16 protein-coding genes are annotated in these 17,526 nt (G+C 64.6%); 14 read left to right on the top strand and 2 right to left on the bottom strand.

Features of this window, described 5'->3' with window-relative positions; genetic code table 11:
* Positions 1-128 precede the first annotated feature (128 nt).
* The 6 genes from OU800_RS18100 (at position 129) to OU800_RS18075 (ending at position 7,068) form a co-directional block, all read left to right on the top strand.
* Entirely contained in the window at positions 129-1,361 is a 1,233-nt protein-coding gene (locus tag OU800_RS18100; RefSeq protein ID WP_268178731.1) for a D-mannose isomerase, read from the top strand.
* 116 nt (positions 1,362-1,477) lie between these two features.
* On the top strand, positions 1,478-2,746 hold the full coding sequence (locus tag OU800_RS18095) for an ABC transporter substrate-binding protein (protein ID WP_268178730.1): 1,269 nt from the start codon (positions 1,478-1,480) through the stop codon (positions 2,744-2,746).
* Positions 2,747-2,862: 116 nt separating this feature from the next.
* A complete protein-coding gene (locus OU800_RS18090) occupies positions 2,863-3,771 on the top strand; it encodes a carbohydrate ABC transporter permease (protein ID WP_268178729.1) in 909 nt (302 codons plus the stop codon).
* The gene (locus OU800_RS18085) at positions 3,764-4,594 is read left to right on the top strand and encodes a carbohydrate ABC transporter permease (protein WP_268178728.1); all 831 of its coding nucleotides are present in this window, start codon (positions 3,764-3,766) and stop codon (positions 4,592-4,594) included. The genes OU800_RS18090 and OU800_RS18085 overlap by 8 nt, the downstream gene beginning before the upstream one ends.
* Before the next feature lie 29 nt (positions 4,595-4,623).
* Positions 4,624-5,781: an ABC transporter ATP-binding protein gene (locus tag OU800_RS18080; RefSeq protein ID WP_268178727.1), complete on the top strand. Its 1,158-nt coding sequence runs from the start codon at positions 4,624-4,626 to the stop codon at positions 5,779-5,781.
* 54 nt (positions 5,782-5,835) lie between these two features.
* The gene (locus OU800_RS18075) at positions 5,836-7,068 is read left to right on the top strand and encodes a maltoporin (RefSeq protein WP_268178726.1); all 1,233 of its coding nucleotides are present in this window, start codon (positions 5,836-5,838) and stop codon (positions 7,066-7,068) included.
* Between the two features lie 81 nt (positions 7,069-7,149).
* Here OU800_RS18075 and OU800_RS18070 read toward each other — a convergent pair whose 3' ends face one another.
* Positions 7,150-8,010, bottom strand: a complete 861-nt coding sequence (locus OU800_RS18070) for a MurR/RpiR family transcriptional regulator (RefSeq protein ID WP_268178725.1) — start codon at positions 8,008-8,010, stop codon at positions 7,150-7,152.
* Positions 8,011-8,185: 175 nt separating this feature from the next.
* On the opposite strand from OU800_RS18070, the gene zwf reads away from it, so the two are divergent.
* The 8 genes from zwf to OU800_RS18030 all read left to right on the top strand — a co-directional run bounded on the left by zwf (position 8,186) and on the right by OU800_RS18030 (position 15,891).
* A complete protein-coding gene (zwf, locus tag OU800_RS18065) occupies positions 8,186-9,655 on the top strand; it encodes a glucose-6-phosphate dehydrogenase (protein WP_268178723.1) in 1,470 nt (489 codons plus the stop codon).
* Complete coding sequence (gene pgl, locus OU800_RS18060; RefSeq protein ID WP_268178722.1) at positions 9,642-10,355, top strand: 6-phosphogluconolactonase; 714 nt, start codon at positions 9,642-9,644, stop codon at positions 10,353-10,355. The genes zwf and pgl overlap by 14 nt, the downstream gene beginning before the upstream one ends.
* Positions 10,356-10,367: 12 nt before the next feature.
* Positions 10,368-11,030, top strand: a complete 663-nt coding sequence (locus OU800_RS18055) for a bifunctional 4-hydroxy-2-oxoglutarate aldolase/2-dehydro-3-deoxy-phosphogluconate aldolase (protein ID WP_268178721.1) — start codon at positions 10,368-10,370, stop codon at positions 11,028-11,030.
* Positions 11,031-11,035: 5 nt separating this feature from the next.
* The gene (locus tag OU800_RS18050) at positions 11,036-11,857 is read left to right on the top strand and encodes a shikimate 5-dehydrogenase (protein ID WP_268178720.1); all 822 of its coding nucleotides are present in this window, start codon (positions 11,036-11,038) and stop codon (positions 11,855-11,857) included.
* Between the two features lie 124 nt (positions 11,858-11,981).
* Positions 11,982-13,355, top strand: coding sequence for a multicopper oxidase family protein (locus OU800_RS18045; protein ID WP_268178719.1), 1,374 nt, complete (start codon positions 11,982-11,984; stop codon positions 13,353-13,355).
* Between the two features lie 224 nt (positions 13,356-13,579).
* Entirely contained in the window at positions 13,580-14,836 is a 1,257-nt protein-coding gene (locus OU800_RS18040; protein ID WP_268178718.1) for an aromatic amino acid transport family protein, read from the top strand.
* A gap of 87 nt (positions 14,837-14,923) precedes the next feature.
* Entirely contained in the window at positions 14,924-15,400 is a 477-nt protein-coding gene (gene tadA, locus OU800_RS18035; protein WP_268178717.1) for a tRNA adenosine(34) deaminase TadA, read from the top strand.
* A gap of 23 nt (positions 15,401-15,423) precedes the next feature.
* Positions 15,424-15,891, top strand: a complete 468-nt coding sequence (locus tag OU800_RS18030) for a hypothetical protein (protein ID WP_268178716.1) — start codon at positions 15,424-15,426, stop codon at positions 15,889-15,891.
* A gap of 3 nt (positions 15,892-15,894) precedes the next feature.
* Here the strand turns inward: OU800_RS18030 and mltF are convergent, their stop codons facing one another.
* Positions 15,895-17,361 (bottom strand): membrane-bound lytic murein transglycosylase MltF, encoded by a 1,467-nt coding sequence (mltF, locus tag OU800_RS18025; protein ID WP_268178715.1) that lies wholly within the window; start codon positions 17,359-17,361, stop codon positions 15,895-15,897.
* Between the last annotated feature and the right edge of the window lie 165 nt (positions 17,362-17,526).

The raw sequence follows: 17,526 nt of genomic DNA, 5'->3' as shown, positions 1-17,526 counted from the left end.
GCGCCAGTGGGTTCCCGGATATCGCTGCGCTCAACCCAGGCTACGGTGAGCGCAGGTGTCGTCGTTTCGTAGCCTGGGTTAGCCCAAGGCGTAACCCGGGTGTTTGCCATGAGTCTGGAGTCACTGCCATGAACCTGCCTGAACTGCCCGCCACGAGCTGGCTGAGCAAAGCCCGCCACCGGGCCTGGCTGGACGCCGAAGGCCAGCGCCTGTTGGCCTTCGCCAGGGCCGCGCGCGTCGAACAGGGCTTCGCCGCCCTCGATGAGCGCGGCAACTTGCCGGCCGACGCCTGCGCCGAGCTGATCCACACCACGCGCATGACCCATTGCTTCGCCTTGGCGCATATCCAGGGGCTGCCCGGCCATGCCCATCTGGTCGACCACGGCATCGCGGCGTTATGCGGGGCGCTGCGTGACGAGGTGCATGGCGGCTGGTTCGCCGATGCCCGCCGCAGCGGCGACAAGAGCGCCTACCTGCATGCTTTCGTCGCCCTGGCTGCCAGCTCCGCACGGGTGGCTCAGCGGCCTGGCGCCGAGGCGCTGTTGGCCGAGGCCATCGCAGTGCTCGAAGGGCATTTCTGGAGCGAGGAGGAGGGCACCCTGCGCGAAAGCTTCAGCCGCAATTGGACGCAGGAAGAGGCCTATCGCGGTGCCAACAGCAACATGCATGGCGTGGAGGCCTTTCTCGCCCTGGCCGATGTCACCGGCGATGCCCTGTGGCTGCAGCGCGCCCTGCGCATCGCCGAGCGGCTGATCCATGCTCATGCCGTGGCCAGCGGCCATGTGGTGGTCGAACATTTCGACCGCCACTGGCAGCCGTTGCCGGAATACAACGCCGACAACCGTGCCGACCCCTTCCGCCCCTACGGCAGCACGCCGGGCCACAGCTTCGAGTGGGCGCGCCTGCTGCTGCATCTGGAAGCGGCCTTGCTGCGCGCCGGGCTGGTCGCGCCCGATTGGCTGCTGACGGACGCCCGTGGCCTGTTCGCCAGCGCCAGTCGCGCTGCCTGGCAGGCCGACGGCACGCCGGGGCTGGTCTATAGCCTGGACTGGCAGGCGCGGCCTGTGGTGCGTGCGCGTCTGCACTGGGTGCAGGCCGAGGCCATCGCGGCGGCTGCGGCCTTGCTGCGACGCACCGGCGAGGCCGACTACGAGCGTTGGTATCGACAGTTTTGGGAGTTCGCCGCGCGCCACTTCATCGACCTGCAAGGCGGTAGCTGGCATCACGAGCTGGACAGCGACAACCGCCCGGCAGGGAGTATCTGGGCGGGCAAACCCGACCTCTATCACGCCTATCAGGCCGTGCTACTGCCGAATTTGTCATTGGCGCCGAGCCTGGCCAGTGCCCTGGCGGCTTTGTAACGGGCTGGTGACATTCGCGCGTCGCTTCGTTACCTGAGCGCCCTCGAAGGCTGATTACACTCCATCCAAACGCAAGCGCCATGACTTGCCGGATAACAACAAGAAAGGTATTTCCGATGAACTCGATTACGCGTATCTCCGCTGCCGTATCTCTCGTTTCCCTGATCCCGTTCTCCGCCCTGGCTGCCAACACCGAAGGTACGGTCGAGGTCGTGCATTGGTGGACCTCCGGTGGCGAGGCCGCCGCCGTCAAGGTGCTGCGTGAGCTGGTGGAGAAGGACGGCTACACCTGGAAGGACAGCGCCGTGGCCGGTGGTGCCGGCGCTGCCGCCATGACCGTACTCAAGACCCGGGTGATCTCCGGCAACCCGCCCGGTGCGGCGCAGATCAAGGGCCCGGATCTGCAGGAGTGGGGCGCGCTGGATCTGCTCGCGCCGCTGGATGACGTGGCCAAGGCCAACAACTGGGATGGCCTGCTCTCCAAGACCGTGGCCAACACCATGAAATACGACGGCCATTACGTCGCCGTGCCGGTGAACATCCACCGCGTCAACTGGCTGTGGATCAACCCGGAAGTGTTCAAGAAGGCCGGCATCGACAAGGCGCCGACCACCCTCGACGAGCTCTACGCCGCTGGTGACAAACTCAAGGCCGCTGGCTTCGTGCCCCTGGCCCATGGTGGCCAACCGTGGCAGGACAGCACCGTGTTCGAGGGCCTGGTGCTCGGCATCATGGGTGCCGACGGCTACCACAAGGCCTTCGTCGAGCATGACGAGGCGACCCTAACCAGCCCGCAGATGACCGAAGTGTTCACCGCGCTGAAGAAGCTCTCCACCTACATGGACGACAACCGTGCCGGACGCGACTGGAACCTGGCCACTGCGCAGGTGATCGAGGGCAAGGCCGGCATGCAGATCATGGGGGACTGGGCCAAGAGCGAGTGGACGGCCGCCGGCAAGGTGGCTGGCAAGGACTACCAGTGCGTGCCGATGCCAGGCACCGCTGGCAGCTACACCTACAACATCGACTCCCTGGCCATGTTCAAGCTCAAGGACGAAGGCGACATCGCCGCCCAGCGTGCCCTGGCGCGCATCGCCCTGGAGCCCGAGTTCCAGTACGTGTTCAACGAGAACAAGGGCTCGATCCCGGTGCGCCCCGATCTGGACATGAGCAAGTTCGACAGTTGTGCCCAGGCCTCCATGAAGGATTTCCAGGAGGCCGACAAGGCCGGCACGCTGGAGCCGAGCATGGCTCACAGCATGGCCACCAACCTGGCGGTGCAGGGGGCGATCTTCGATGTGGTCAGCAACTTCATGACCGACAAGAACGCCGACCCGAGCAAGGCGGGCGCGCAGATCTACGCGGCGATCAAGGCCGCGCAGTAAGGCGCTGCGGGCCTGCGCTGCAGGCCCGCTTCCCTATCCCATCACGAGCACGACAGGCCCTGGCGCTGTCGCGGGCAGCGCTCGGCCCGAATTCATCCATACACTGGTAATGCCCGATGAGTGTCACGACGCTAACCGCCAAGGCTTCACCCTTCGACGCGCTGCAACGCTGGCTGCCCAAGCTGGTGCTGGCGCCGAGCATGCTGGTGGTGCTGGTCGGTTTCTATGGCTACATCCTGTGGACGGCGCTGCTGTCGTTCACCAATTCCAGCTTCATGCCCAGCTACAAGTGGGTGGGCCTGCAGCAGTACGCACGGCTGCTGGACAACGACCGCTGGTGGGTGGCGAGCAAGAACCTGATGGTTTTCGGCGGCCTGTTCATCGGCATCAGCCTGGTAGTCGGCGTGCTGCTGGCGGTGCTGCTGGATCAGCGCATCCGTCGTGAAGGCTTCATCCGCACCATCTACCTGTACCCCATGGCGCTGTCGATGATCGTCACCGGCACCGCCTGGAAGTGGCTGCTCAACCCGGGCCTCGGCCTGGACAAGATGCTCCGCGACTGGGGCTGGGAAGGCTTTCGCCTGGACTGGCTGGTGGATCAGGATCGGGTCATCTACTGCCTGGTGATCGCCGCCGTGTGGCAGGCCTCGGGCTTCGTCATGGCGTTGTTCCTGGCCGGGCTGCGCAGCGTCGATCAGTCGATCATCCGCGCCGCCCAGGTGGACGGCGCGAGCCTGCCGACCATCTACCTGCGCATCGTGCTGCCGAGCCTGCGCCCGGTGTTCTTCAGCGCGGTGATGATCCTCGCTCATATCGCCATCAAGAGCTTCGACCTGGTGGCGGCGATGACCGCCGGTGGCCCCGGCTACGCCTCCGACCTGCCGGCGATGTTCATGTACAACTTCACCTTCAGCCGCGGCCAGATGGGCATTGGCTCGGCCAGCGCGATGCTGATGCTCGGCGCGATCCTGGCGATTCTGGTGCCCTATCTCTACTCGGAATTGCGAGGCAAGCGCCATGACTAGAGCCTTCAGCTTCAGCCGCGTGGCGATCTACGCCACCCTGTTGTTCGCCGCCGCACTGTACCTGGTGCCCCTGGTGGTGATGCTCCTGACCAGCTTCAAGACCCCCGAGGACGTGCGTACTGGCAACCTGCTGTCGCTGCCCGATGCCTTCACCCTGATCGGCTGGGTCAAGGCCTGGGACGTGGTCGGCGGTTACTTCTGGAACTCGGTGAAGATCGCCGTGCCGGGGGTGCTGATCTCCACTGCCATCGGTGCGCTCAATGGCTACGTGCTGTCGATGTGGCGCTTCCGCGGCTCGCAACTGTTCTTCGGCCTGCTGCTGTTCGGCTGCTTCCTGCCGTTTCAGACGGTGTTGCTGCCGGCCTCGTTCACCCTCGGCAAGCTGGGCCTGGCCAACACCACTACCGGCCTGGTGCTGGTGCACGTGGTCTACGGCATCGCCTTCACCACGCTGTTCTTCCGCAACTACTACGTCAGCGTGCCGGAGGCCCTGGTCAAGGCGGCGCGCCTGGATGGCGCCGGTTTCTTCACCATCTTCGGGCGCATCCTGCTGCCGATGTCGGTGCCGATCATCATGGTCTGCCTGATCTGGCAGTTCACCCAGATCTGGAACGACTTCCTCTTCGGCGTGGTGTTCGCCAGTGGCGACGCGCAGCCGATCACCGTGGCCCTGAACAACCTGGTCAACACCAGCACCGGAGCCAAGGAATACAACGTGGACATGGCCGCGGCGATGATCGCCGGGCTGCCGACCCTGCTGGTGTACATCCTGGCGGGCAAGTATTTCCTGCGTGGCCTCACGGCCGGCGCAGTCAAAGGTTGAAAGCTGCGCTGGCAGTAGTGGAGAAGTGAATGGCAACGCTCGAACTGCGTAACGTCAACAAGTCCTACGGCAGCGGCCTGGCGGACACCCTCAAGTGCATCGACCTGCAGATCGATGATGGCGAGTTCCTGATCCTGGTCGGCCCCTCGGGCTGCGGCAAATCCACCTTGATGAACTGCATCGCCGGGTTGGAGAACATCAGCCAGGGGGAGATCCTGGTCGATGGCGTGGACATCAGTGGCATGAGCCCCAAGGATCGCGACATCGCCATGGTGTTCCAGTCCTACGCGCTGTACCCGACCATGAGCGTGCGCGACAACATCGCCTTCGGCCTGAAGATGCGCAAGATGGCGCCAGCGGCCATAGACGAAGAAGTGACACGGGTGGCCAGGATGCTGCAGATCGAGCACCTGCTCAGCCGCAAGCCCGGCCAGCTTTCCGGTGGCCAGCAGCAGCGCGTGGCCATGGGCCGGGCGCTGGCGCGGCGGCCGAAGATCTACCTGTTCGACGAGCCGCTGTCGAACCTCGACGCCAAGTTGCGCGTGGAGATGCGCACCGAAATCAAGCTGATGCACCAGCGCCTGAAGACCACCACGGTGTACGTCACCCATGACCAGATCGAGGCCATGACCCTGGGTGACAAGGTGGCGGTGATGAAGGAGGGGGTGATCCAGCAGTTCGGCACGCCGCAGCAGATCTACAACGAGCCGGCCAACCTGTTCGTTGCCAGTTTCATGGGCTCGCCGCCGATGAACTTCGTGCCGGTGCAACTGCAGCAGCGTGACGGCCAGTTCTGGGCCCGCCTGGCGTCGTCGGTCGGGCATTGCGAGCTGCCGCTCGGGCAGTTGCCGGCGGGCAGTGAGCAGCGCCAGTTGCTACTCGGCATCCGCCCGGAGCAGGTGCAGCTCAGCGCCAGTGAAGCGCAAGGCGTGCTGGCGGCAGAGGTGGAAGTACTCGAACCCACCGGCCCGGACACCCTGGTATTCGTCAGCGTCAACGACAGCAAGTTGTGCTGCCGCCTGGCCCCCGACCAGGCGCCGCCGGTTGGCCAGCGCCTGGAACTGCAGATCGATGCCGCGCGGGCCTTGCTCTTCGATGCCGAGACTGGTGAGCGCGTGCGCCCGCTGCAAGCACAGGCCGGCGCAGCCAGTGCAGCGAATGATCGTCACAAGGAGCCGGCCGCGTAGTCCTGATGCCGGTTTTGCAAAGCGGTAACAACAATAAAAACAGCAGGAGAGGATATGAAGCGAGCAACGGGTTTGGGCCTGGCTATGGCGCTGGGTTCCTTGGCACTGCCGATGACCGGCATGGCGTTGGAGTTCACCGGCTACGTGCGCAGTGGTGCCGGCACGGCCGATGGCAATGGCCGACAATCATGCTTCCAGTTGCCAGGGGCACAGTCCAAGTATCGCCTGGGCAACGAGTGCGAGCAGTACGCCGAGCTGGATCTGCGCCAGGATCTGTTTACCCTCGATGATGGCTCGGTGCTGAGCATTGAGGGCATGGCGCAGCTCTACAACCAATACGGCCATACGCCGAAATTCACCGGCGACTACGGCACCGCGCGGATGAACCAGATGTACGCCGAGTGGAGCAAGATGCCGGCGCTGGGTGGCGGTTCGCTGTGGGCCGGGCGGCGTTTCTACAAGCGTAACGACATCCACATCAGCGACTTCTACTACTGGAACCAGAGCGCCACCGGCTTCGGTATCGACGAGATGAAGATCGGTGATTACAAGTACAGCTATGTGTTCTCGCGCAAGGACAGCTATGACCAGAAGGAATACATCAACCGCCACGACTTCAACGTCGGCGGTTTCGTCACCAACCCGGGCGGCGAGGTCGAAGTGGGCGTCAGCTACATCGACAAGCCATCATCGGTGGATGACTCGCACAGCGGCTGGGCAGTGACCGGCCAGCACGTGCAGAAGAACTTCCTTGGCCTGGGCGGCGACAACAAGTTCGCCCTGCAATACGGCGAGGGCCCGGGCACGGGCCTGGGCTACACCGGCGACCCGACCCTGGATCGCAGCGCCAAGAGCTGGCGCATGGTCGAGTTCTTCGACTTTCAGATGACCCCGCGTCTCGGCGGCCAGGTGCAGTTGGTCTATCAGAAGGACAAGCGCTCCGACGGCGCGGATCAGAACTGGTTGTCGGTGGGTGGCCGCACCAGCTACGCCTTCACCGAGCAGTTCAAGCTGGTGGGTGAGATCGGCCGCGACCAGGTCGATGCGCCCGGTGGCACGCGCAAGCTGACCAAGTTCACCATCGCGCCGACCTGGTCGCCCGCCGGCCCTGGCTTCTGGGCGCGCCCGGAGTTCCGCCTGTACTACACCTATGCCAGTTGGAACAAGGCCGCGCAGCAGGCGGCCAACCTGCTGGCCGAGGGCTCGGCCCTGTCCGACACCGGCGCCTTCGGCAGCTCGCGCAACGGCTCCAACTTCGGGGTGCAGGTGGAATATTGGTGGAAGTGAGCGGCAAGCCTCAAGCCTCAAGCTGCAAGCAAGAGCAAGGAGCGGCTCCTCTTGCGGCTTGCAGCTTGCAGCTTGCGGCTGCTACATCGGTTCCTCGTCAGCCGGATAACGGCTGGCGTTGAGGCTTTCCTTGATCTTGCGCAGGTGCGGCTGGAAGTCCACGCCACGGCGCAGGGTCATGCCGGTGGCCAGTACGTCGAGCACGGTGAGCTGGATGATGCGCGAGGTCATCGGCATGTAGATGTCGGTGTCCTCGGGCAGCGGGATGTCCAGGCTCAGGCTGCTGGCCTGGGCCAGCGGCGAGCCGGCGGCGGTGAGGCCGAGCACCGAGGCGCCGTTTTCCCGCGCCAGGCGTGCCACCTCCACTAGCTCACGGGTGCGCCCGGTGTAAGAGATGATCACGAAGAGGTCGCCGGTGTGCGCCACCGAGGCCAGCATGCGCTGCATCAGCACGTCGGCATGAGCCGATACCGCCAGGTTGAAACGGAAGAACTTGTGCTGCGCGTCGAGCGCCACCGGGGCCGAGGCGCCGAGGCCGAAGAAGTGGATCTGCCGGGCCTGGATCAACATGTCCACGGCGCGGCTGATCAGGTTCGGATCGAGGCTCTGGCAGGCGCTGTCCAGCGAGGCAATGGCGCTGCCGAAGATCTTGCGCGTGTAAGCCTCGGGGCCGTCGTCGGCCTCCACCGCCTGGCTGACGTAGGCCGCGCCACTGGCCAGGCTCTGTGCCAATTGCATCTTCAACTCGGGGTAACCGTTGACGCCGAAGGAACGGCAGAAGCGGTTCACCGTGGGTTCGCTGACCTGAGCGGTCTGGGCCAGGGCGGCGATGCTCAGGCGGGTGGCCTGCTGCGGGTTGTGCAGTATCACTTCGGCGACCTTGCGTTCGGCCTTGTTCAGGCTTTCCAGGCGGCCCTGAATCTGCTCGAGAAGATTGCGCACGCGATCCATTGTTGTCCTTGTCAGATGAAATGCGGAGTCAATCCTAAGCCGGGGATCGCTGGCTGGCTACCGCTACGCGATTTTCTGGTAAATGTTGTTTTTATTACTACATTGCGGTTGCAAGGCCCGGATTTAGCCGCTATCAATAACGCAACTTGATAGAAGAACAAAGATCATGCCTGTGATGCCCGTTGAACCCTGTACCTTTGCCCTGTTCGGCGCCCTGGGCGACCTGGCGCTGCGCAAGCTGTTCCCGGCCCTGTATCAGCTCGACCGTGCCGGCCTGCTGCATGATGATACCCAGCTCCTGGCCCTGGCCCGTGAGACGGGCGATGCCGCCGTGCACCTGGGTGTGATCGAGCGTCACCTGCGCCGTTACCTGCCGGCCAACGAGCTGGATGAAGCGGTGCTGCAGCGTTTTCAGGCACGCCTGCGCTACCTGAGCATGGAATTTCTGCCGGCGGATGCTTACCCGCAGCTTGCCGAGATGGTGGCGCGCGATCGCCCGTTGATTGCCTACTTCGCCACGCCTGCCTCGGTGTATGGCGGCATCTGCGCCAACCTGGCCGCCGTCGGTCTCGCCGCGAACACCCGGGTGGTGCTGGAAAAACCCATCGGCCATGACCTGCCATCCTCGCGCGCGGTCAACGATGCGGTGGCCGCCTACTTCCCGGAGAGCCAGGTCTATCGCATCGACCATTACCTGGGCAAGGAGACGGTGCAGAACCTGATCGCCCTGCGCTTCGCCAACAGCCTGTTCGAGACCCAGTGGAACCAGAACCACATCAGCCACGTGGAAATCACCGTGGCGGAGAAGGTCGGCATCGAGGGGCGCTGGGGCTATTTCGACAAGGCCGGGCAACTGCGCGACATGATCCAGAACCACCTGCTGCAACTGCTTTGCCTGATCGCCATGGACCCGCCGGGCGATCTCTCGGCCGACGCCATCCGCGACGAGAAGGTCAAGGTGCTGCGCGCACTGGAGCCGATTAGCGCCGAGCAGTTGTCGCAGCGCGTGGTGCGTGGCCAGTACGTGGCCGGCATCAGCGATGGCAAGCCGGTGCCGGGTTATCTGGAGGAGGAAAATGCCAACGCCCAGAGCAACACGGAGACCTTCGTCGCGCTACGTGCCGACATCCGCAACTGGCGCTGGGCGGGCGTGCCCTTCTACCTGCGCACCGGCAAGCGCATGGCGCAGAAGCTGTCGCAGATCGTCATTCACTTCAAGCAGCCGCCGCACTACATCTTCGCCCCCGAGCAGCGCCAGTTGATCGGCAACAAGCTGATCATCCGCCTGCAGCCGGACGAGAGCATCTCCCTGCAGGTGATGACCAAGGATCAGGGCCTGGACAAGGGCATGCAACTGCGCAGCGGCCCGCTGCAACTGAATTTCTCCGCCACCTACAAGAGCGCGCGGATTCCCGATGCCTACGAGCGGCTGTTGCTGGAAGTCATGCGGGGTAATCAGAACCTGTTCGTGCGCAAGGATGAAATCGAACATGCCTGGCACTGGTGCGATCAACTGATCGCCGGCTGGCAGAAACTCGGCGACTCACCCAAGCCTTACGTCGCCGGCACCTGGGGGCCAATGAGTTCCATTGCCCTGACCACTCGTGATGGATGGGCCTGGTATGGCGATCTCTGACCTGAAACTCCCTGCCGGCGTCGTGGCACAGGGCTTCGAGCGCCCGCAGCAACTGGCCAAGGCGCAGGCCGAACAGGTGGCTGCGGCCCTGCGCGAGGCAGTCGCCGAACGCGGGCATGCCATGTTGGTGGTGTCCGGCGGGCGCAGCCCGGTGGCTTTCTTCCAGGCGCTGTCGGCGCAGGCCCTGCCCTGGAGCAAGGTGCTGGTGAGCCTGGCCGACGAGCGCTGGGTGCCGGTCAGCCATGCAGACAGCAACGAGGCGCTGGTGCGCCGCCATCTGTTGCAAGGCTCGGCTGCCGAGGCGCAACTGCTCGGCCTCTACCGCAGTGCCGGCAGTCTGGAGCAGGCCGCCGAGCTAGCCGAGCAGGCCCTGCGCGAGCTGCCGCCGATCGACGTACTGGTATTGGGTATGGGTACCGACGGCCATACCGCTTCGCTGTTCCCTGGCAGCCCCAATCTGCCGCAGGCGTTGCAGGCTGATTGCCCGCGCCGCTGCCTGCCGATGCTGGCGCCGAGCGTGCCGCATCAGCGCCTGACCCTGACCCTGCCTGTGCTCAAGGCCGCGCGACTGCAAATCCTGGCGATAGAAGGCCAGGAAAAGCTGGCGGTACTGGAGCAGGCCTTGCAACAGCGCGATCTGCACAACATGCCGATCAGCGCCTTCATCGACGCGCCCCTGAACATCTATTGGTGCCCGTAAGGAACGAATTTCATGACAGATGCCATCAGCCGCACGGTTCCCCGCATGGCCGAGAAGATCGCCAGCATCGACGCGCTCTGCGCCCGCGCACGGATCATGCCGGTGATCACCATTGCCCGCGAGGAGGACATCCTGCCGCTGGCCGACGCTCTGGATGCCGGTGGCCTGCAGGTGCTGGAAATCACCCTGCGCTCGCCTCACGGCCTGAGTGCCATCCGCCGCCTGCGCCAGGAACGTCCGCACCTGTGCGTCGGCGCCGGCACGGTGCTGGATCGGCAGATGCTGGCGGCGGTGGAAGAGGCCGGCGCGCAGTTCGTGGTCAGCCCCGGCAGCACCGACGAGCTGCTGCGCGCTGCCTTGGAAAGCCCGCTGCCGCTTCTGCCTGGCGTGGCCAGCGCTTCGGAAATCATGCTTGGCTATGCCCTGGGTTATCGTCGCTTCAAGCTGTTCCCGGCCGAGGTCTGTGGCGGTGTGGCCGCGCTCAAGGCCTTCGCCGGCCCCTTCGGTGACGTGCGTTTCTGCCCGACCGGCGGCGTCGGCCCGGCCAATCTGCAGCACTACATGGCCTTGACCAACGTGATGTGCGTAGGCGGTAGCTGGATGCTGGGCAACACACAGGGCTGGGACGCCGTGCGCCAGGCCAGTGCCGAGGCGCTGGCGCTGCTGGATCGATAGCGCTGATGAGCCTGCGCATCAGCAAGGACACCCGTCTGTGCATGTCGTTGTCCGGGCGGCCGGGCAATTTCGGCACGCGCTTTCACAACTACCTGTATCAGGCCCTGGAGCTGGACTACCTGTACAAGGCCTTCACCACTAGGGATCTGCCGGCTGCGATCGGTGGCATCCGGGCTCTGGGCGTGCGTGGTTGTGCGGTATCGATGCCATTCAAGGAAGCCTGCATCCCCTATCTCGATGACCTGCACGACTCGGCGGCCACCTTGCAGTCGGTCAATACCATAGTCGCTGACGACGACCGGCTGACCGGTTACAACACCGATTACAGTGCCGTGGTGAAGTTGCTGGCGCAGCATGGTGTGCCGCGTGATATCCCCTATGCATTGCGCGGCAGCGGCGGCATGGCCAAGGCCGTGGGCTGCGCCTTGCGCGACAGCGGTTTTGTCCGCGGCTGCATCCTCGCCCGCAACGAACGCACGGGTAGAGCGCTGGCCGCCGAGTGTGGCGTGCCCTGGTACGAGAGCCTGGGCGGGCAGCCGGCCGGGCTGCTGGTCAATGTCACTCCGCTGGGCATGCGTGGCGAGCAGGCTGAGCAACTGGCTTTCGACGAGGCCGCCGTCGCCGCTGCGCAATGGATCTTCGACGTGGTGGCCGTCCCCGTGGAAACGCCCTTGATCCGTTTGGCCTGGGCGCTGGGCAAGCCGGTCATCACCGGCGGCGAAGTCATCGTGCTGCAGGCGGTGGAGCAGTTCGTCCTCTATACCGGCGTGCGCCCCGATGCCGAGCTGATCGAGCGCGCCGCGCGTTTCGCGCTGAGCGATAACTGAAACCCTCTGCGTCGGCTGATGTGGCGATATGTCACTGCCTGACAGGGGCGATTCTGGGCAACACCCTTGCGATAATGAGAAGATATTGCAACTGAGTGAAGCGCACGAATCGTCGAGGTCGTAGATGGCATTTACCCGTAGACAGGTGCTGGCGGGGCTGGCTGGCCTGGGTGTGGTCGGCCTGGGCGCCGGTGGGGTGCGGTACTGGCTGGGGCGGCCGGAACATGTCGCCAGCCATGATTACGAGCTGATCGCTGCACCGCTGGATCTGGAACTGGTGCCCGGGCACCTGACGCCGGCCTGGGGCTATGGCGGGCAGGCGCCGGGTGTCGAGCTGCGCTGCCGCCAGGGTGAGCGTTTGCGGGTGCGCTTCATCAACAAGCTGGAGCAGCAGAGCACCATCCACTGGCATGGCATTCGTCTGCCATTGGCAATGGACGGTGTGCCCTACGTGTCGCAGGCGCCGGTGCTGCCAGGCGAATACTTCGACTACGATTTCATCTGCCCGGATGCCGGCAGCTACTGGTATCACCCCCATACCAGCAGCGCCGAGCAGCTCGGCCGTGGCCTGGTCGGCCCACTGATAGTCGAAGAACGCGAGCCCACGGGCTTCCTGCACGAGCGCACGCTGAGCCTGAAGACCTGGCATATCGACCAGCAAGGCGCCTTCACGCCCTTCACGGTGCCACGCCAGGCGGCGCGCGAAGGCACGCGCGGGCGGCTGGATACCATCAACGGCGTGCCTAAACCGACCCTGGAACTGCCGGCCGGACAGGTGGTGCGCCTGCGCCTGATCAACCTCGACAATACCGTCACCTACCGCCTCAACCTGCCGGACGGCGAGGCGCGCATCTATGCGTTGGATGGCAACCCGGTGCAGCCCAGGCCGCTGGGCAAGGAGTACTGGCTGGGGCCGGGCATGCGCCTGGATCTGGCCTTGAAGGTGCCGGCTGCCGGCCAGGAACTGTCCCTGCGCAACGGGCCGCTGCGCCTGGCGACCATCAAGAGCGTGGCCAGTAGCCAGGTGCCGGGTGACTGGCCGCCAGCGCTGCCGGCCAACCCGGTGGCCGAGCCGGACCTGGCCAAGGCCGAGACCCTGCGCTTCAACTTCGAGTGGGCGGCGGCGCTGGCCTCACCGGCCGATGAGGCGGCTGGGCGTTACAAGTACTGGCAGATCAACGGCCAGGCCTGGGACATCAACGACAAGACCTGCGCCGACCGCCCCATCGCCACGCTCAAGCGCGGTGGGCACTACATCTTCGTGCTGCGCAACATGGCTCAGTACCAGCATCCGATCCATCTGCACGGCATGTCGTTCAAGGTGCTCGACTCCGACCGCAAACGGATCATCCCTTACTTCACCGACACCTACCTGCTGGGCAAGAACGAGACGGCGCGCATCGCCTTGGTCGCCGATAACCCAGGGGTGTGGATGTTCCATTGCCACGTGATCGACCATATGGAAACGGGGCTGATGGCCGCCATCGAGGTGGCCTGAGGCCGTGTTGCTGGCCCGCGCACCGCGAACCTTGTGGTAAGGTGCGCGCCCCGTTCGCGGCCGGCCTCAGGTCGGTGGCGTGCGGGACGTCCTCCGGGCAGTCGCCGGGCGGGGCCTGGATGTCCGTTTCGTTTGCGCAATGCCCGTTCACCGTTCAGAACAAAGGCCGTGGCAGTTCGGTTCAGGCCCTCCTGATACGTTGATTTCGTTGTAGAGGTGTTGTGATGAGTGAAACGCAGATCCGCTCCGTGGCGGGGCAAGCCGGTGCCGAGCCGGTCGCCGCATCTGGGCTGGAGGTCAAGCGCCTGAGCTTCCTCGAGGCCGTGGCGATGATCGTGGGCACCAATATCGGTGCCGGTGTGCTGTCGATGGCCTATGCCAGTCGCAAGGCTGGTTTCGCGCCCCTGCTGCTCTGGTTGGCAGTGGCCGGCATCTTCACCACCATCACCATGCTCTACGTCTCCGAAACCGCGCTGCGCACCCGTGCGCACAGCCAGCTCAGTGGCCTGGCCAAGCGCTACGTCGGCTCGTTCGGTTCCTGGGCGATCTTCCTCTCGGTAGCGGTCAACAGCATCGGTGCGCTGATCGCCTACATGAGCGGCAGCGGCAAGATTCTCTCGGCGTTCCTCGGTATCAGTCCGGCGCTGGGCAGCCTGCTGTTCTTCGCTCCGGCGGCACTGGTGCTGTATCTGGGCCTGAGTGCCATCGGCAAGGGCGAGAAGTTCATCAGCATCGGCATGGTCAGCATGATCCTGATCCTGGTGGTCGCGACGCTGATCAACGAGAACACCGATGCGGCGCGCCTGCTCGACGGCGACTGGGTCTACATGGTGCCGGTGTTCAACATCGCCGTGTTCTGCTTCTCGGCGCAGTACATCGTGCCGGAAATGGCCCGTGGCTTCGCCGACCGCCCGCAACTGCTGCCGCGTGCGGTGATCACCGGGATGATCAGCACCTTCGTCCTGCTGGCAATCGTGCCGGCTTCGGTGATCGCCCTGACCGGCCTGGAGAATCAGTCCGAGGTGGCCACCCTGGCCTGGGGCGAGGCGCTGGGGCAATGGGCGTTCTACACCGCCAACACCTTCGCCCTGTGCGCGATGATGACCTCGTACTGGGGCCTCGGCGGTAGCTTCCTGACCAACATCTTCGACAAGTTCCAGTCGCTCGGCGCCGAGTCGCAGCCCAAGACCCGCCTGATGGTGCTCGGCCTAGTGTGCGTGCCACCGTTCGTGCTGGCGTACAGCGGCATGGTCGGCTTCGTCAACGCGCTGTACTTCGCCGGCGCCTTCAGTGGCGTGATCCTCTCGATCATGCCGATCCTGATGCTGCGCCAGGCGCGCCGCAGTGGTGATCTGCAGCCGGCCTGGCAATGCGGCTGGATCGCTCATCCGGCGCTGCAGGTGATGATCGTGCTGATCTACCTGGCCAGCGCTGTGTACGCCGTGCTCAGTGCTCTGCAGCTATTGCCGTCCGGTTGGTGAGGCGGGGCTTTCTTTCCACGCCGTTGTCTGTACATTGCGCACAGGCAACGGCACCCGCCAGCGTTCTCGAAGCCACCTGACTGAGCCATGAACAGACCGCACATCATCGACCGATCCCTCGACGAGCCTTTCATGCAGGCGGCGCTGGCGCTGGCACGCCAGGGCGCCGAGCTGGGCGAGGTGCCGGTGGGGGCGGTGTTGGTACAGGACGGTGAAATCATCGGGCGCGGCTTCAATTGCCCGATCTCACGCCATGACCCCAGCGCCCATGCCGAGATGGTGGCGATCCGCGCAGCGGCTGAAAGCGTGCAGAACTACCGCCTGCCGGGCAGCACCCTGTACGTCACCCTGGAGCCTTGCAGCATGTGCGCCGGGCTTATCGTGCATGCACGTATCGCGCGGGTGGTGTACGCCGCCAGCGAGCCGCGCGCGGGCATGGCGGTCAGTCAGGGGCGTTTCTTCGAGCAGGGCTTTCTCAATCACCGGGTGATGGTGGAGGGCGGGCTGCTGGCCGAGGAGAGTGGTGCGCTGCTCAAGGCGTTCTTCAAGGCGCGGCGCGGCTGAGTCGGTTTTTACAGGGAGAGGTGATGATGAAGCGATTGATGGCACTGTTGGCATTCATGGCTGCACCGGCGTTGGCCGAGGAGCGGCAGGTATGCCTGCTGGCCACCGTGCAGTTGGGCGGTTCCAACCTGGCGCAAAGCGTCTTCTTGTACGAGCCGGAGATCACCACGCTGGAGGAGTGCCAGGTGGCCGTGCGCGACGGCCAGCGTGACCGCGACTGGCAGCGCTATCACCATATCTTCATGCGTGACCGCTTCAAGGGCTTCACCGGGCAACTGGATTATCGCTGTGTGTTCGCTACGCAGCGCTTCAGTGACTGGAACGACCGGGCACGCTACAGCCATCCTTACCTGATCAGCGTCGACGAAAAGTCCAATCTTCAGGTCGAGCGGGTGCCGAGCCAGGCGCAATGCGCATCGAAACTGGCGGCCTTGCCACAGGCGCGGCGCGCGCAGAGTCGTTGTTCGGCGGCTAATCAGGCTTTGCTGTAACGGTTATAGCGGCGGGGCGTCTTCGTCCGGCTTGCGCTTGTCGATGCCGGGCATGTGGATGCCACTCTCGGCGATTTCCGTGCCTTCCAGTTGCGGCTGGGTCACCCAGGTGAGGATGTCGTAGTAGCGACGGATGTTGCGCACGAAGTGCACCGGCTCACCGCCACGGGCATAGCCGTAACGGGTCTTGCTGTACCACTGCTTCTGCGCCAGGCGCGGCAGGATCTTCTGGACGTCGGCCCACTTGTCCGGATCCAGCCCTTCGGCTTCGGTCAGGCGGCGGGCGTCTTCCAGGTGACCACCGCCGACGTTGTAGGCGGCCAGGGCGAACCAGGTGCGATCCGGTTCGGCGATGCTCTCCGGCAGTTGTTCGTGCATCTTCAGGAAGTAGCGGGCGCCGCCGTCGATGCTCTGCTTGGGGTCGAGGCGGTTGGACACACCGACCGATTGCGCGGTGCGCTGGGTCAACATCATCAGGCCGCGCACGCCGGTCTTGGAGGTGGCGTTGGGTTGCCACAGCGATTCCTGGTAGCCGATGGCGGCCAGCAGGCGCCAATCCACCTGATGGCTGCGCGAGGCATGGCGGAACATTTGTTCGTAGCGTGGCAGACGCTGCTGCAGATGTTGGGCGAAGGTATAGGCACCGACATAACCCAGCACGTCGACATGGCCGTAGTAGCGTTCCTTGAGGCGCTGCAGGGTGCCGTTGCTCTCGGCGCGTTTGAGGAAGGCGTCGATTTCCTGCAGCAGGCTGTCGTCGTCCCCGGCGGCCACGGCCCAGCGCATGCGGTTGGTATCGCCGAGGTCGAAGGCGACGCGCACGTTGGGGAAGTACACCTGGTTCATCGCCAGTTCGTTGGAGTCCACCAGGGTCAGGTCGATCTGCCCTTCATCCACCATGCGCAACAGGTCGACCACCTCAACCGCGTCGGACACCTCGAACTGCAACTCCGGTAGTTGCTGCTTGAGCGCGGCCAGTTGTTCGGCGTGGCTGCTGCCGGCCATGACCATGATGCGCTTGCCGACCAGGTCTTCGGCCTTGGTCGGGCGAGTATCGCCTTGGCGATAGACGACCTGCGGGGTGACTTCCAGATAGGGGATGGAGAAACGCACCTGGCGCTTGCGTTGCGGCGTGTCGATCAATCCGGCGGCGGCCAACACCGGGCCGTCCTTGCTGCCGAGGCTGGCAAACAGGCTGTCGAGGTTGTCGGCGGTTTCCACCTTCAGCTCCACGCCGAGATCCTTGGCGAAGCGTTTGGCCAGTTCGTACTCGAAGCCGGTGGCGCCGTTGCGATCCTGGAAGTAGGTCGATGGGCTGTTTCGGGTGACCACGCGCAGCTCACCCGCCGCCTTTACCTGCTCGAGTACGCTGGGCTTGTGATCTTCGCCACAGCCAGCAAGCATCAGGAGGGTTCCAATCGCCAACAGCCTTGTGGCGCAACGCATGCGTATCGCAGGTCGTGCAAACATCCGCGCAGTATACGCAAAGCGCAGGTCGTGCCATATCTCGACAGCGAGGCGCTTCTCTGCTAGTGCTCGCTTGTCTTCAAAGCTCCTGGCACGGGTGCTGTACGCGCGGCTTTAGGCTAGAATGCACGGCCTCTAAGCACACCCCCTTCTCCAGAGGCTGTCCCG

This window comes from Pseudomonas sp. GOM7, assembly GCF_026723825.1.
Classification (GTDB): domain Bacteria; phylum Pseudomonadota; class Gammaproteobacteria; order Pseudomonadales; family Pseudomonadaceae; genus Aquipseudomonas.
This window is presented reverse-complemented; position numbering and strand designations above follow the sequence as displayed.